16 protein-coding genes and 1 tRNA gene are annotated in these 15,092 nt (G+C 68.0%); 9 read left to right on the top strand and 8 right to left on the bottom strand.

The window, feature by feature from the left end; translation table 11 throughout:
• Nucleotides 1-10 precede the first annotated feature (10 nt).
• Nucleotides 11-1,072 carry a phosphate ABC transporter substrate-binding protein PstS gene (locus FB562_RS00330; RefSeq protein ID WP_141879321.1) on the top strand — a complete coding sequence of 354 codons (1,062 nt, stop codon included), beginning with the start codon at nucleotides 11-13 and terminating at the stop codon, nucleotides 1,070-1,072.
• 81 nt (nucleotides 1,073-1,153) lie between these two features.
• Here FB562_RS00330 and FB562_RS13880 read toward each other — a convergent pair whose 3' ends face one another.
• On the bottom strand, nucleotides 1,154-1,288 hold the full coding sequence (locus FB562_RS13880) for a hypothetical protein (protein WP_281284301.1): 135 nt from the start codon (nucleotides 1,286-1,288) through the stop codon (nucleotides 1,154-1,156).
• A gap of 403 nt (nucleotides 1,289-1,691) precedes the next feature.
• Between FB562_RS13880 and FB562_RS00325 the strand changes: the two genes are divergently transcribed.
• The 4 genes from FB562_RS00325 (at nucleotide 1,692) to pstB (ending at nucleotide 5,769) form a co-directional block, all read left to right on the top strand.
• On the top strand, nucleotides 1,692-2,789 hold the full coding sequence (locus tag FB562_RS00325) for a phosphate ABC transporter substrate-binding protein PstS (protein WP_141879320.1): 1,098 nt from the start codon (nucleotides 1,692-1,694) through the stop codon (nucleotides 2,787-2,789).
• Between the two features lie 131 nt (nucleotides 2,790-2,920).
• Nucleotides 2,921-3,877 carry a phosphate ABC transporter permease subunit PstC gene (gene pstC / locus FB562_RS00320; protein WP_141879319.1) on the top strand — a complete coding sequence of 319 codons (957 nt, stop codon included), beginning with the start codon at nucleotides 2,921-2,923 and terminating at the stop codon, nucleotides 3,875-3,877.
• On the top strand, nucleotides 3,877-4,974 hold the full coding sequence (pstA, locus tag FB562_RS00315; RefSeq protein WP_141879318.1) for a phosphate ABC transporter permease PstA: 1,098 nt from the start codon (nucleotides 3,877-3,879) through the stop codon (nucleotides 4,972-4,974). Before pstC ends, pstA begins: the two co-directional genes overlap by 1 nt.
• 15 nt (nucleotides 4,975-4,989) lie before the next feature.
• Entirely contained in the window at nucleotides 4,990-5,769 is a 780-nt protein-coding gene (pstB, locus tag FB562_RS00310; protein ID WP_141879317.1) for a phosphate ABC transporter ATP-binding protein PstB, read from the top strand.
• Nucleotides 5,770-6,454: 685 nt separating this feature from the next.
• On the opposite strand, the gene FB562_RS00305 is transcribed toward pstB, so the two are convergent.
• Nucleotides 6,455-7,084, bottom strand: a complete 630-nt coding sequence (locus FB562_RS00305) for a DNA-directed RNA polymerase subunit beta (protein ID WP_141879316.1) — start codon at nucleotides 7,082-7,084, stop codon at nucleotides 6,455-6,457.
• Nucleotides 7,085-7,116: 32 nt separating this feature from the next.
• Nucleotides 7,117-7,824, bottom strand: coding sequence for an MBL fold metallo-hydrolase (locus tag FB562_RS00300; RefSeq protein WP_141879315.1), 708 nt, complete (start codon nucleotides 7,822-7,824; stop codon nucleotides 7,117-7,119).
• 101 nt (nucleotides 7,825-7,925) lie between these two features.
• Between FB562_RS00300 and FB562_RS00295 the strand changes: the two genes are divergently transcribed.
• Together FB562_RS00295 and FB562_RS00290 are read left to right on the top strand one after the other, a co-directional pair.
• Nucleotides 7,926-8,489 carry a TetR/AcrR family transcriptional regulator gene (locus FB562_RS00295; RefSeq protein WP_141879314.1) on the top strand — a complete coding sequence of 188 codons (564 nt, stop codon included), beginning with the start codon at nucleotides 7,926-7,928 and terminating at the stop codon, nucleotides 8,487-8,489.
• Nucleotides 8,490-8,566: 77 nt separating this feature from the next.
• Nucleotides 8,567-8,639 (top strand) — tRNA-Lys (locus FB562_RS00290).
• A gap of 25 nt (nucleotides 8,640-8,664) precedes the next feature.
• Here FB562_RS00290 and FB562_RS00285 read toward each other — a convergent pair.
• The 5 genes from FB562_RS00285 to FB562_RS00265 all read right to left on the bottom strand — a co-directional run bounded on the left by FB562_RS00285 (nucleotide 8,665) and on the right by FB562_RS00265 (nucleotide 12,803).
• Nucleotides 8,665-9,108: a roadblock/LC7 domain-containing protein gene (locus FB562_RS00285; protein WP_141879313.1), complete on the bottom strand. Its 444-nt coding sequence runs from the start codon at nucleotides 9,106-9,108 to the stop codon at nucleotides 8,665-8,667.
• Complete coding sequence (locus FB562_RS00280) at nucleotides 9,105-9,662, bottom strand: GTP-binding protein (RefSeq protein ID WP_141879312.1); 558 nt, start codon at nucleotides 9,660-9,662, stop codon at nucleotides 9,105-9,107. Before FB562_RS00280 ends, FB562_RS00285 begins: the two co-directional genes overlap by 4 nt.
• 1 nt (nucleotide 9,663) lies before the next feature.
• On the bottom strand, nucleotides 9,664-10,398 hold the full coding sequence (locus FB562_RS00275) for a hypothetical protein (RefSeq protein ID WP_141879311.1): 735 nt from the start codon (nucleotides 10,396-10,398) through the stop codon (nucleotides 9,664-9,666).
• Between the two features lie 390 nt (nucleotides 10,399-10,788).
• A complete protein-coding gene (locus FB562_RS00270; RefSeq protein ID WP_141879310.1) occupies nucleotides 10,789-11,868 on the bottom strand; it encodes a VIT1/CCC1 transporter family protein in 1,080 nt (359 codons plus the stop codon).
• On the bottom strand, nucleotides 11,868-12,803 hold the full coding sequence (locus FB562_RS00265; RefSeq protein WP_141879309.1) for an aldose 1-epimerase family protein: 936 nt from the start codon (nucleotides 12,801-12,803) through the stop codon (nucleotides 11,868-11,870). The genes FB562_RS00270 and FB562_RS00265 overlap by 1 nt, the downstream gene beginning before the upstream one ends.
• A gap of 36 nt (nucleotides 12,804-12,839) precedes the next feature.
• Between FB562_RS00265 and galT the strand changes: the two genes are divergently transcribed.
• Both galT and galK read left to right on the top strand, forming a co-directional pair.
• Nucleotides 12,840-13,934, top strand: a complete 1,095-nt coding sequence (galT, locus tag FB562_RS00260) for a galactose-1-phosphate uridylyltransferase (RefSeq protein WP_141879308.1) — start codon at nucleotides 12,840-12,842, stop codon at nucleotides 13,932-13,934.
• Entirely contained in the window at nucleotides 13,931-15,091 is a 1,161-nt protein-coding gene (gene galK / locus FB562_RS00255) for a galactokinase (RefSeq protein WP_141879307.1), read from the top strand. Before galT ends, galK begins: the two co-directional genes overlap by 4 nt.
• The last annotated feature ends 1 nt before the right edge of the window (nucleotide 15,092 follow it).

The following is a 15,092-nucleotide window of genomic DNA, read 5'->3' as shown; positions in this document are numbered from 1 at the left end:
CGGACGCGCCATGGCGGCCTCGGCCGCCGCAGCCGTGCTGGGCCTGACGCTCAGTTCGTGCGCGGTGAACGAACTCGGCCCGGGCAGCGGCGACTCCGTCGGCATCATCGTCGGCGGGGGTGCGAGCTCCCAGCAGGCCGCGCAGGAGGCGTGGGTCGTCGGCTTCCAGACCGCCCACACGGGCGCCACGGTCGAATATGACCCGGCAGGTTCGGGCGCGGGGCGCGACATGTTCGTCGCGGGCGGCAGTGCATTCGCCGGATCCGATCGTGCCTTCACCGTCGAAGAGCTCGCGGAGTCCGACTTCGTCGGCTGCGCCCCCGGCAGCAGCGTCATCGAGTTGCCGGCCTACATCTCTCCCATCGCGCTCGTCTTCAACCTTGACGGGATCGACGAACTCAGGCTCGACCCCAGCACGATCGCCGGCATCTTCTCCTCTGAGATCACCCGTTGGAACGACGACGCCATCGCCGAGCAGAATCCGGGCATCGACCTGCCAGACCAGGCGATCACCGCCATCCACCGCTCCGACGATTCCGGCATCACCGAGAACTTCACCGCATATCTGGCTGAGGCAGCACCGGATGCGTGGAAGCACACATCTTCAGGCATCTGGCCGCTTTCCGGTGGCGAGGCAGCCCAGGGCACCTCGGGTGTCGTCAACTCCGTCTCCCGCGGGCACGGCACGATCGGCTACATCGATGCCTCCCGGGCGGGAGAGCTGGGGGTCGTCTCGGTGAAGGCCGGCGACGACTACGTGCCGTATTCGGCCGAGGCCGCCGCCGCGATCGTCGACGCCTCGCCTGCCGCAGAGGGCCGCGCCGAAGGCGACCTCGCGATCGAACTCGACCGGAGCGGAACCGCGCCGGGCGCGTACCCGATCGTCCTGGTCAGCTATCTGATCGGATGTTCCAACTACAGCGATGAGAAGACGGCGGGCCTCGTCCGTGAGTACTTCGCCTACGTCGTCAGCCCCGAGGGCCAGCAGGAGGCGGCGACGCACGCCGGTTCCTCCCCCATCTCCGCCGAGCTCTCCGAGCGGGCAGCGGCCGCCGTCGCTCTCATCTCGTAGGTGAGTGAGCCCTACTGCAGTTGATCGCATCCGGGTGGCGTCCGGCTGAATGGTGGAACCTCTCGGTCGCGTGTGGACCAATCAACCAATTAAAAATAAGGGCTCTGCGTCCAGCGCTCGCTCGATGAAGTCCCGGCTCAGATCAAGCTCCGCAGCAATGTCGTCAACGGTGGCCCCTCGCTTCACTTCTTCGGCAATATAGTTCTTCAACTGCACGGAGTCCCGATGAAGTCGTTGTGCTCTCTGGACTAGCTGAGCGGCAGCGCGATGTACTTCCGCGCTATGCCCGGGCACTTCGCGCGCCTCTCGTGGACGAGAGAGATCCAGGAACCATGCTCGAGGATCGTTACTTGGATTTGTCATACGTTGCTCCCTCGCTTGATGTTACCGAGCAAAAGTGTGCCGAGCTGGGTGCAGCTCTCCGCGCGGGCCGCAGCCGCCGTTGCGCTGATCTCTTAGGGAATCGCGCCCGCTCGACGCTGCAGCCGCATCCGCTGTTCGCCACTCGTTAACCTGCCGTTCACCCGCAGGGCCGACGCTGGTTAACCCGCCTTCGTAGCGTCGTCCGAGGGGCCAGCACCGGCCTCTCAAGTCACATCACATTCCCGAAAGGAACACTGTGAAGATCTCGCGCATCGGCAGCATTGCTGCCATCGCCATCGCAGGAGCCGTCGTCCTCTCCTCCTGCGCCGCGAACGAAGGCGACACCGCTGGGGGCACCACCGACACGACCAGCTCGCTCTCCGGCACGCTGGTCGGCGGCGGCGCTTCGTCGCAGGGCACCGCTCAGGAGGCTTGGGTCGCCAAGTTCCAGACCGCCAACCCCGACGTGACCGTCGAGTACGACCCCACCGGCTCGGGCACGGGCCGCGACAACTTCATCGCCGGCGCCAACACCTTCACCGGTTCGGACCGCGCGTTCAAGGACGAGGAGCTCGCCGAGGACAACTTCGCCGGCTGCGTCCCGGGAAGCCCCATCGTGGAGATCCCCGCCTACATCTCGCCGATCGCGATCATCTTCAACCTTGAGGGCGTCGACAGCCTGCAGCTTGACGCTGCGACGATCGCCAAGATCTTCAAGGGTGAGATCACCACCTGGAACGACGCCGCGATCGCCGACCAGAACGCGTCCGCGACACTTCCGGACACCGCCATCACGGCCGTGCACCGTGCGGACGAGTCCGGCACCACCGAGAACTTCACCGACTACCTCAAGGCCGCAGCGCCCGAGGTCTGGGACGCTGAGGTCAGCGGAGACTGGGCTTACCCCGGTGGCGAAGCCGCGAACCAGACCTCCGGTGTCGTCGACGCCGTGACGGGTGGAACCGGAACCATCGGTTACGCCGACGCCTCGCGCGCCGGTGACCTCGGTGTTGTCGCCGTCAAGGTCGGCAGCGACTACGTCGAGTACTCGGCGGAGGCCGCAGCGGCCATCGTCGACGCCTCGCCGCTCGCCGAAGGTCGCGACTCCGTCGACCTGGCCATCGAGCTGGACCGCACGTCCGAAGCAGCGGGCGTCTACCCGATCGTGCTCGTCAGCTACCTGATCGCATGCTCCGAGTACGCCGACGCCGACAAGGCTGAGCTCACGAAGGCCTACCTCGACTACGTGATCAGCGACGAAGGCCAGCAGGCCGCAGCCGAGTCCGCGGGCATCGCGCCCATCTCGGCCACGCTGTACGAGAAGGCCAAGGCCGCGGTCGACACCATCAAGTAACGCCAGAACAATCTGCCCGGTGCCCCCTCGTGTTGTGCGAGAACACGGCACCGGGCAGACTGGCTCTGTGAGAGTTCTCGCAGGCCACAACCCAGCACAACCACCCACACAAGCCAGGGGAATTCGAGCAGATGACGACGCCTGAGACAACCGTCAGCCCTGTGCGGCGCAAGCCGAAGCAGCGGCGGGGCGACCGCATCTTCTCGGGCACTGCGCTCACTGCCGGCGGAATCATCCTGGCGATCCTCGCCGCAGTCGCCGCCTTCCTCCTCGTCGAGAGCGTGCCCGCCTTCACCACGGACCCTGCGGACATCAACATCCTCGCCGGAGAGCCATTCTGGTCGTACGTCGCCCCGTTCATCTTCGGAACACTCTGGTCCTCGTTCCTCGCCCTCCTCATGGCCGTTCCCGTCGCCATCGGCATCGCGCTCTTCATCTCGCACTACGCGCCGCGACGCCTCGCCGCGGGTCTCGGCTACGTCATCGACCTGCTCGCCGCCGTGCCCTCCGTCGTCTTCGGCCTCTGGGGTGCCAACGTCCTCGCCCCGGCCGTGCAGCCCCTCTACACCTGGCTGACCGAGAATCTCGGCTGGATCCCCTTCTTCGCGCCCCCCGCATCCGGAACCGGGCGCACCATCCTCACCGCCGCCGTCGTGCTCGCCGTCATGGTTCTGCCGATCATCACCGCGCTCACCCGCGAGGTCTTCCTCCAGACGCCCGTGCTGCACGAAGAAGCAGCCCTCGCGCTCGGCGCGACCCGCTGGGAGATGATCCGCACCGCGGTGCTCCCCTTCGGCCGCTCCGGAATCGTCTCCGCCTCCATGCTCGGCCTCGGCCGGGCGCTCGGCGAAACCATGGCCGTCGCCATGGTGCTCTCCTCCGGCGGCGGCATCACCTGGGCGCTCCTCACCTCGAGCAACCCCGGCACCATCGCAGGCAATATCGCCCTGCGCTTCCCCGAGGCATTCGGGACCAACACGAACCTGCTCATCGCGACAGGGCTCATCCTCTTCGCCATCACCCTCGTTGTGAACATGATCGCCCGCTGGATCATCGGCCGCCGCAAAGAATTCTCGGGAGCGAACTAATGACGCAGATCGCAACGAGCGCCACCACGGGCGCGAACCAGATGCCGAACCCCTACTCGGCGGACCTGCTCGGCAGGCGCACCCCGTGGCTCGTACTCGGCGGGGCGATCGTTGTCGGCTTCATCGCCGTGTGGCTCGTCAGCGCCGCAGACAGCGCCGCTGGCTTCAACATCGTGGGCGCCGTGCTCCTCAGCGCCGTGCTGTACACGGTGGCCATCTACATCACATCCTTTCTCGTCGAAGGCCGCCGCAAGGCCACCGACCGGTTGATCACCGCACTCGTCGGCGGCTCCTTCGTGCTCGCGCTCCTCCCCCTCATCTCGCTGCTGTTCACCGTCATCGTCAACGGCTCGGCACGCTTCGACCTCGAGTTCTTCACCTACTCGATGCGCAACATCGTCGGGGAGGGCGGCGGCATCGTGCACGCGCTCGTCGGCACGGTGCTGATGACCGTCGCGGCCACCGTCATCTCAGTGCCCATCGGCCTCATGACATCCATCTACCTGGTCGAGTACGGCCGCGGGCCGCTCGCACGCTCGATCACGTTCCTCGTCGACGTGATGACCGGCATCCCCTCCATCGTCGCCGGTCTCTTCGCCTACTCGGTCTTCGCGCTCATCTTCGGCCCCGGCATCAAGCTCGGAATCGCCGGCGCCATCGCACTCTCCGTCATCATGATCCCCATCGTCGTGCGCTCCAGCGAAGACATGCTCAAGCTCGTGCCCAACGAGCTGCGCGAAGCCGCCTACGCGCTCGGCGTGCCCAAATGGCTGACCATCATGAAGGTCGTGCTGCCGACATCCATCGCAGGAATCATGACCGGCGTCACCCTCGCCATCGCGCGCGTGCTCGGCGAGACGGCCCCGCTGCTCGTCGCCGCAGGTTTCACCAACAACCTCAACTACAGCCTCGTTGAAGGCCGGATGCAGAGCCTCCCCGTTCTCGTCTACAACCAGTACGTCAGCCAGGGGTCCATCCCGCAGGCGTACATCGACCGCGCCTGGGCGGGCGCGCTCACCCTCATCCTGATCGTCATGGCCCTCAACCTCATCGCCCGCCTCATCGCCAAGTACTTCGCGCCCAAAACGGGCCGGTAGGAGCTAAGGAACACCGTGTCAAAACGAATTGAAGTACGCGACCTCGACGTCTACTACAGCAAGTTCAAGGCCGTAGAAGGCATCAGCCTCGACATCGAACCGCGCAGCGTCACCGCATTCATCGGCCCGTCCGGCTGCGGCAAGTCGACGTTCCTGCGCACGCTCAACCGCATGCATGAGGTCATCCCCGGCGCCTACGTCGACGGGGAGGTGCTCATCGACGGCAGCAACCTGTACGGAGCGGATGTCGACCCCGTGCTCGTGCGGCGCCAGGTGGGCATGGTGTTCCAGCGCCCCAACCCGTTCCCCACGATGTCGATCCGCGACAACGTTCTCGCCGGCGTCAAACTCAACAACAACCGCATCAGCAAAAGCGACGCGGATGACCTGGTCGAGAAATCCCTGCGCGGCGCCAACCTCTGGAACGAGGTCAAGGACCGCCTCGACAAGCCCGGCAGCGGCATCTCGGGAGGCCAGCAGCAGCGCCTCTGCATCGCCCGCGCCATCGCCGTGCAGCCCGACGTGCTGCTCATGGACGAGCCCTGCTCGGCCCTCGACCCCATCTCGACGCTCGCCATCGAGGACCTCATCGAGGAACTCAAGGCCGAGTACACGATCGTCATCGTCACCCACAACATGCAGCAGGCCTCACGGGTCTCCGACCGCACCGCGTTCTTCAACATCGCGGGCACCGGCCAGCCGGGCAAGCTCATCGAATACGACGACACCAACACGATGTTCTCGAAGCCGTCGGTTCAGGCGACCGAGGACTACGTCTCTGGCAAGTTCGGATAAGCCGACGCATCCTTCGCTCGCATCTTTCGCCGCATCCGGCTCGCGAGTGGTCGACATCCGCCCCATAACAACGGTTGTGGGGCGGATTCTGGCCTCTCGCGGATGCTCAGGGCAGAGAGTCAGGGCATGAGAATGCCGGGCCACAGAAACGCCTCTCGGCGCGAGGCCGCTCGAAGCGGCTAAATTTGGAGCCCGGGGTTACTGTGGCCCGGCATGAGAAGTCTAACCGCACTCGCTGGATGGCTATTCCCCCCGCCGCACCGCGGGTGCGGGTGCGCGCAGCTCGCCTCGGTCGGGTGCGCCCAGCTCGCCTCGAGCGCGCGTCGCCCTCTTCGCCGAGACTGCACGAATCGCACGGTTCAGGCGCGAAAGCGTGCAATACGTGCAGTCTCGACGAAGAGGGGGCCAACCCCGCGGGAGGTGCGAGGTCGAAGGCTTCGGATGCTTCGGATGCTTCGGATGCTTCGCGAGAGTACGCAAATCGCACGGTTTTTCGCCCGAAGCGTGCGATATGCGTAGTCTCGCGTCACGGATGGGGTCGGTCGGGCATCGGCGAGGGTCGGTCGGGCATCGGCGAGGGTCGGTCGGGCATCGGCGAGGGTCGGTCGGGAACCAGCGACGGCCAGCCGGGCACCGGCGAGGGCCAGCCGGGGGTCGGTCGAGCCTCAGCGGGCCTCAGCGGGTCTCAGTCGAGCGAGCCCGCACGCCACAGCCGCGCGCAGGCGACCAGATCTGCTGACATGTGCGCCAGGCGCGAGGCCTTCACCGTGAGCTCACTCGCGCGCTCAGGCGTGATCAGCTCGACATCGTCGGCGACGCCCGTCGCCCCGTGCGCGGTCACCCGGCAGAACGCTGCAGCCCGCTCGAGTGCCACCGCGAAGTCGCCATCGAAGAGACCACGCAGGATGCGGTCGGCGAGCGCCATGATCTCCGTCGGGCCCGCCGGGTCGGGGGCCCCGGCGACGACCGGGTCGATCGTCGCCGCCGTCTCGGTGCCGCGCTGGAACAGGAAGCTGGACTGCTCGGCATCCTGCCGCGTGAGCGCCCGAAGCAGGTAGATGCTCCAGAGCGCTCCCGGCAGCGAGCGCGGGCTTGCGCGCGACCACAGCTCGGCGATCGCGTCGATGCCGTTCTCGTCGGTGTACGTGACCAGCCGGTCGATGAACTCGGGGCGGGGGTCGCTGCGCACGCGGCCGAGCAGGGCGGCTGCCGTCTCGTGGGCGACACGGCTCACATGCGCCGGATCTTCACCGCCCAGAAAATCTTCGAAGCGGGAGCCCGCGAACAGGGTGGGCTTGTGGAACTCATCGCTCATCACCCCACTGTACGACCTGCTGCTGGGTGGCGTCAGTGCCCTTGCACAGCATCCAGCGCCGCATCCACGCCCTGCGACCAGGGCGCCCCGTGACCGGGCAGCACCCACTTCGCCCGGGTGGAGCGCAGCCGTTCGAGCGATTCGAGTGCCTGCGCCGGATCATCCGTGAACGGTGCCGGCTGGGGGCCCTTCGCGCCTGTCAACACATGGCGGGTCGTGAGCGCATCGCCGACGAATACGGCGTCGAGCGCGGGAACATGGATGGCGACGCTACCCGGCGAATGCCCCGGAAGCGCGATGATGTGCGGGCTGCCGGGGGCGTCGAGCACCTGCCCGTCGTGCAGCTCGCTCACGGAGCTGAGGTGCTGCGTGCGCATGCCGCCCTTCGTGACCGCGTACGCCATGAAGCGCAGCAGCGGGCCGAGACGCATCGTGCCCCACTCGGGCTTGCTCGACTCCTCGCCGCGGGCCCGGGCGGCGTCGGCCGCGTGCACATACACGGGCACACCGTGGTCGCGGCGCAGTCGCTCGGCGAAACCGACGTGGTCGGTGTCGCCGTGGGTGAGAACGAGGGCCCGGATGTCGTCGACGCTTCGCCCGATCGTCTCCAGCTCGGCGAGAAGGTCCCGCCAGTGGCCGGCGAGCCCCGCGTCGATGACGGTGACGCCGCTGTCGTCGTGGATGAGGTAGGCGGCGACGATGTCGTTGCCGATCCTGTTCAGTCCGGGGGCCAGTTGCATGGCGGTTCCTTTCCTTGCGCTTGATAGCTACGATACATAGCTATCATGGCTATGCGCAATAGCTATGCTGGTCTGATCGTCACAAACAGCAGGGAGAACGGATGCCGACACCGGAGCGCACAAGCATCGCCGAGATCGTCGCCGCCGCACGGGAGATCCTCGAACTCGAAGGGCTCGCCGGGCTCACCATGGCGGCCGTCGCCGAACGGGTCGGCGTGCGCGCCCCCTCCCTCTACAAGCGGGTCGGAAGCCGCGACGAACTCATCGGACTCGCAGCGGATGCCACGGTGCGCGAACTCAGCAGCCGGCTGGGGGCGCTCGACCGGGGAGAACCGCGCACGGCGATCGCCGCCATGGCCCACGGTTTCCGTGCCTTCGCCCGCGAGAAGCCCGCCGGATACCACCTCGTTTTCGCGCTCGGCCCCGAGGCGACCCGCCCGCGCACGGAATCCCTCACCCAGGCCACCGAAGTGCTCACACGGACCATCGCGCGCCTCGTCGGGCCCGACGACGCCCTCGAGGCGGCGCGCCTGTTCACCGCCTGGGCGCACGGTTTCGTTGGCATGGAACTCAGCGGAGCATTCCGCATGGGCGGCGACGTCGACCGGGCCTTCGACTACGGCATCGACCACCTCGTGGCATCCCTCACGCCCATGGCCCCCTGAAAGCCACCGCGCACGCCGCCACAGAATGCGCGGCGCGGTTCTCGGAGGGTATTCTCACCCGCTAGGTTTAAGGGGTAGGGCCTGTAGCTCAGTTGGTAGAGCATCGGACTTTTAATCCGCGGGTCGCGGGTTCGAGCCCCGCCGGGCCCACAACAACACCGAAGCCGGCGGTCTCTCAGGCCGAATGCCGGGGCGCGCGCGACCGCGGAGCATCCGCCCCCGCTGTTGACCACTCGGCGGCGAGCCACTCGGCCGATGCGCGCGTCACCGACAGCGCCGACGCCACCGACTCGTCCGCGCCGAACTGCGCGGCGAGCACAACAGGCAGACCACGGATGCGACGCTGCACGAGCACGCCGCCCTCCCCCGCGATCACCACATAGTCGCCCTCGCCCATGTCAAGCTGCCGGGCGACCGCATCGCCGAGCGCCTGCACCGAGCTGGCCATGCTCGACAGCCGGCCATCCGGCTCCTCCTCCTGCGGCACCTGCGCGACCGTGAAACCGTCATCCGTGAGAAGCGTCGCCGACACGAGCGACGGGCACAGCTCGCTGATGCCGGCCAGAACCTCGGCACCGCGCGCCACCAGGCGTGGATCCTGGTGGACGGGCACCGTCACGACGCCACCGCCTGAAGCCGCTCCCGTGTCTCGACGTTCACAATGAGGGTCATGAGGGCCATACGCATGTGCGCCGGATCGCGCGGGTCAAGCGCCATCACGGGCACCGCAAGCGACGGGAACGCCTCCGCGAGCGCCTCACCGTAGCGCGCAACAGGCGGGCCGACGCCCAGATCCGTGCGCGTCACACCCACCAGCATGCCGCCCCGCTCGTACAGGTCACGGAACTCGTCCACGAACTCCAGCATCCCGCCGAGCGGATCCGGCGAATCACCGGCCACCAGAACGATCACGCCGCGCGCCCGCTCCTTCAGAATCGACCACATGAACGAGAAACGCCGCTGGCCGGGCACCCCATACAGGCGCACCTTCTCCGAATCGGTCAACCCGATCTCGCCATAGTCCAGCGCAACCGTCGTCGTCTCCTTGTCGACGACAGCCCTGTCACTGTTCGCCGCCTCCGTGCTCACAACCTCGACCTCGCTGAGCGCGCGGATCGCCGTCGTCTTGCCCGCCCCCATCGGCCCCGCAAAAATCACCACATGCTCGCCCACCTCAGATGCCGAACCTCTCACGCAACCGGCTCAACAGAGTCGGCTGCCGGGGAGAGGCGGGCGGCGCATCCGTGACTTCGGGTGAAACGGATGCACCGCCCTGGAAGGCCGCCTCAGCGGCAGAAGCAGGAATCGTGACGGGAGGCGCATCCGACTCGACATGCAGCACCCCCATCAGGCTGAGAGCGTTGACCAGCGACCTGGCCCGCTCGAAAGAGCATCCGGATGCCTCGGCAAGCTCCTTCACCGTGAACGTCGAATTCGCGAGCAGGGCGGCCATGCTCACATCCTCGAAGCTGTGCTGCATCGCCATCAGATTGGGCCAGCGCTGCAGGCGGACGCGCACGCCCGGCGTGAGCCAGCCGGCCACCCTGTCAGGGAACGCCAGCAGGCCGATACGCCACAGCAGCGCATCGAGATCGCGACCAGGCAAAGCGAACGCGGGCCCCGCATCCGGCCCCACAAGCTGCGTCTCCACAAGCACCGCAGGCGGCGACTCAGGGAACGCGGCATCATCGGGCCCGCCAGCGTAGGCGTTGTAGCGCGGATCAACGAGAATCGGCGGCTGCCCCCACGCGGTCACCCGCATGACAAGCGCCAACGGCATGCCCTGCATCGACTGGATCGCCGTCGCAGCTGCAGCCCAACCGGAGCCGCCCGGCTCGTATCCATCAGACCTCGGCGGCAGCACGCCACCACGCGGCAAGGGTCTACGGGTTCCTGATTCTGCGGTCACGGGTGACCACCCCCAGTACTCATGCACGGGGGTCGCCTACGGAAAAGCCGCGGACTCGGGATGTCCCCCGATATACGAGTTTGCTCAGCTTAAGTCCGCGTACCACAGGCCACCAGAGGACTGAATGTCCTACCGCCCGAACTGGGGGTACAGCGCGTGTCGGACATACCGGCGTGTACCCCATTTATGGACTCGGTGCAGTTGGGGTTGCTCGCGGGTTAGGTTTCGAGACGCTCCTTCGTCGCTCCTCAACCCACCGGGTTTCGAGACGCTCATGCCTCGCTCCTCAACCAGCAGGTTTTCTCAACCCACGGAGTTTGCTGGTTGAGGAGCGACGGCGCGCAGCGGCCTTGCATGAGGCTGATCGCGCAGCGATTCGGTGCAGGGGGGTCAGAGGCCGGATGCTCCGAAGGCGAGGCCGAGCGCGTAGGTGACCGCGGCCGCGCCGAAGCCGATGAGCAGCTGGCGCAGCGCCCTCTTCAGCGGCGGCCCGCCTGAGAGCAAACCGACCACGGCGCCCGTCGCCAGAAGCGCGAGCCCCACGATCACGGCCGAGGCGATGACCGCCGCCACACCCTGCAGCCCGAAGATGTAGGGCAGCACCGGCAGCAGCGCGCCCGAGGCGAAGAAGCAGAAACTCGACAGGGCGGCACCCCGCGCCGAGCCGATCTCCTCGTGCTCGTCGATGACGTCGACCTCACCCGTCGGCTCCGTGCGCAGCGTCTCCAGCACTCGACGCGACTTCGCCTCCGCATCCTTCGGCGTCATGCCGCGCGCCCGGTAGACGAGCGCCAACTCGTTCGCGTTGACATCCAGATGCGGCACCGCCGACTCGGTCTCCGGGTTCGGGTTGCTGGCCTCCAGCAGTTCGCGCTGCGAGCGCACCGACACGAACTCGCCCGCCGCCATCGACAGCGCGCCCGCCAGCAGGCCGGCAATGCCGGTGGCCAGGATGATCGGGGTCGACACCCCGGTCGCCCCGATCCCCATCACGAGCGCCAGGTTGCTGACCAGGCCGTCGTTCGCCCCGAACACGGCCGCGCGGAACGTGCCCGACAGGCGGTTGCGGCCGCGGGCGGCGAGACCCCGCACGACCTCCTCGTGGATGCGCTCGTCGGCGGCCATCCTGTCGGTGGCATCCGCATCCGCCTCATACGGTGAGCGCGCCTCGGCACGCTGCGCGAGCGCCAGGATGAAGACCGAGCCGAAGCGGCGGGCCAGCCAGCCGAGCGAGCGCGTGCGCAGGGCGCCCTTGCGCGGCGGGCCCACCTGATCGCCCAGCAGGTCGATCCAGTGCTGCTCGTGCCGTGCCTCCGCCTCGGAGAGCGCCAACAGGATGTCGCGCTCCTCACCGCTGCGGCGACCCGCGAGGTCGCGGTACACGGCGGCTTCTGCGCGCTCGTCAGCCAGGTAGCGGCGCCAGCGTCTGATCTGCGCCGGCGTGGGGGCATCCGAAGTGCTGGGCGCCATTACGCGGCACCGCCCGAAAGGGTGACCCCCCATGAGGTGGACCAGCTCTCGCCGGGCTGCAGCCAGCGCACGCCCAGGCCGCTGTTGAACGCGTTCGGTGGGGCCGTCATCGGCTCAATCGCAATCGCCGTCGCCGGCCCGCCATCCGTCGGGAACTCGCGCGTCGTGAATACCTGCACCCAGCGCCAGTCCGACTCCTGCCAGACGCGCAGGCTGCGACCGTCGGTCGCGGTGAGCGAGCAGGAGAAGGTGCCGTCAGCATCCGGAGTCAGGCCACCGAAGGCGTCATCGAGCTGCAGCTCGCGCACCGGCACGCCCTCCGACAGATCGAAGCGGGTGCCCGCCGTCGCGAGTTCGCCGACCGGGTTCAGCCTCGCATCCGTCTCGAAACGGCTCGACGCCGACAGGGTCAGCACCAGGTCATCCGTCGGCACCTCGCCAATGCGGAAGAACGGATGCACGCCCAGCGCGACAGGCGCCGCAGCATCCGAATGATTGGTCACCGTGTGGGTGACCCGCAGCCCGTCCGCGAGCAGCTCGTAGCGCACCGTCGTGTCGAGCAGGAACGGGTAACCGTGCTGCGGGAACACCGTCGCCGCCAGCGTGACCGCGTCGTCGGAGCGCTCCGCGACCGTGTACGGCGCGTTGCGCAGCAGGCCGTGGATGGCGCTGTTGCGGTCAGGCTCGGTCACGTCAAGCTGCTGCACCTCGCCGTCGAGCAGCCAGCGCCCATCCTCCACCCGGTTCGGCCAGGGGACGAGCACGATGCCGTCGCCGAACGGCGGCCGACTCGACTCCGGATACGGCTGCGTCACCGCCGTGCCATCAATCACGAGCTCCCGGAGCGACGCCGCCACCTCCGTTATGATTGCCCGTGTCTGGTGTGATCCAGACGCTCTCGACAGGACATGCTGTTCTCCGGTGGGTGCGCGCATGATGTCAGCCTAAAGCGAAAAAGGTGCCCTACCCGCATGCCCGAGAACCCGATCCGCAAGACTGTCACGACGCTCGCCGATGGTCGCGAACTGATCTACTTCGACGACGCCGACACCGCACTCGGCACAGAACGTGCAGCAGACGGGCGGATGCTCGACCCGCGACCCGAGACGGCCACCATGCGCCAGGACGTGCTCACCGGCGAATGGATCTCCATCGCGGCCGCCCGCCAGAACCGTGCCTTCCTGCCGCCCGCCGACCAGGACCCGCTCGCGCCCGCCACCCCGAGCAACCCCTCCGAGATCCCCGGCATGTACGACGTGGCCGTGTTCGAGAACCGCTCCCCCTCCTTCGGGCCCGAGACCGGCGCGGCAGACACCGCCGGCGTCGGCATCGGCCGCACCGCGCCCTCCTACGGCCGCTGCGAGGTCGTCTGCTTCAGCCCCGAGCATGAAGGCTCCTTCGGCACCCAGAGCCGCTCGCGCGCCCGCACCGTGATCGAGGCGTGGGCCGACCGCACGGAGGCACTCTCCGCGCTGCCCGGTGTGCGCCAGGTGTTCCCCTTCGAGAACCGTGGCGAAGAGATCGGGGTGACCCTGCGGCATCCGCACGGCCAGATCTACTCCTACCCGTACGTGACCCCGCGCACGCAGCGACTGCTCGCCTCCATCGACGAGGTCGGCCCCGACCTCTTCGACCGGGTGCTCGAAAGCGAGCAGGCGTCCGAGCGCGTGCTGCTGCAGGGTGAGCACTGGACGGCCTTCGTGCCGTTCGCCGCCCGCTGGCCCATCGAGGTGCACATGCTGCCGCACCGCCAGGTGCCCGACTTCGCCGCCACCAGCGACGCCGAACGCGACGAACTGTCGTCGCTGTACCTGAGCCTGCTGCGCGGCATCGACGCCATCTACGACACCCCCACCCCGTACATCGCCGCCTGGCATCAGGCGCCCGTCGACACCCACCGCGACAGTGTGCGGCTCAACCTGCAGCTCACCTCGCCGCGCCGCGCCGCCGACAGGCTCAAATATCTGGCAGGGTCCGAGGCCGCCATGGGCGCCTGGATCGGCGACGTTCCACCCGAGAAGAGCGCGGAACTCATCCGCGACGGCATTGCGAAGGCGACAGCATGAACGACATCCGCGACGACGTACGCGCCGCATTCCACGACGCCTACGGCCAGGAGGCATCCGGCGTCTGGTCGGCACCCGGCCGTGTGAACCTGATCGGCGAACACACCGACTACAACGAAGGCTTCGTGCTGCCCTTCGCCATCAACCGCCGCACCGTCGCCGCCGTCGGGCTGCGCGACGACAGCACGCTGCGCGTGGCCAGCTCCTTCGCCGATGAGATCGCCGAGATCTCGCTCGCCGAGCTGACACCGGATGCCCTGGCCGGCTGGTCGGCGTACCCGCTGGGCGTCGCATGGGCGCTCGGCGAGCACGGAGCCGACCTCGCCGCGGTACCCGGTGTGGACATCTTCATCGACTCCGACGTGCCCGTCGGAGCGGGCCTCTCCTCGTCGGCCGCCATCGAGAGCGCCGTCGCACTCGCGCTCAACGACGTGTGGCGGCTCGGGCTCGACCGCACCACCCTCGCCAAGGTCGGCCAGCTCGCCGAGAACAAAGCCGTCGGCGCACCCACCGGCATCATGGACCAGTCCGCGTCGCTGCTCGGCAAAGCCGACTCCGCCGTATTCCTCGACTGCCGCACGCTCGACGCCACCGTCGTGCCGCTCGGCTTCGACGAAGCCGGGCTCGCACTCGTCATCATCGACACAGGCGTCGCCCACTCCCACTCCACCGGCGGCTACGGTGAGCGCCGCGCCGCCTGCGAACGCGGCGCAACCGCCATGGGAGTCCCCTCGCTGCGCGACCTCAGCATCGACGACCTGCCGCGGGCGCAGCAACTGCTCGACGACGTGACCTTCCGCCGGGTGCGGCACGTGGTCACCGAGAACCAGCGCGTGCTCGACACCGTGCGCACACTGCGCGAGCAGGGGCCCACCGCCATCGGCGAACTGCTCGACGCCTCACACGCGTCCATGCGCGACGACTTCGAGATCTCCGTACCCGAACTCGACCTCGCCGTCGAGACCGCGCAGGCGAACGGCGCCATCGGCGCACGCATGACCGGCGGCGGATTCGGCGGCGCAGCCATCGCGCTGGTGCCCATCGAAGGCGTCTCCCGCATCCAGGTCGCCATCGACGGCGCCTTCGCCGAGCACAGCTTCGGGCAGCCCGAGATGTTCGTCGTCACCGCGTCATACGGGGCGACGCGCGAGCCCTGAC

It is taken from the genome of Homoserinimonas aerilata, from assembly GCF_006716125.1.
GTDB classification, from domain to species: Bacteria; Actinomycetota; Actinomycetes; order Actinomycetales; family Microbacteriaceae; genus Homoserinimonas; species Homoserinimonas aerilata.
The sequence above is the reverse complement of the archived record's forward strand: the minus strand, read 5'-3'. Positions and strand labels throughout refer to the sequence as shown.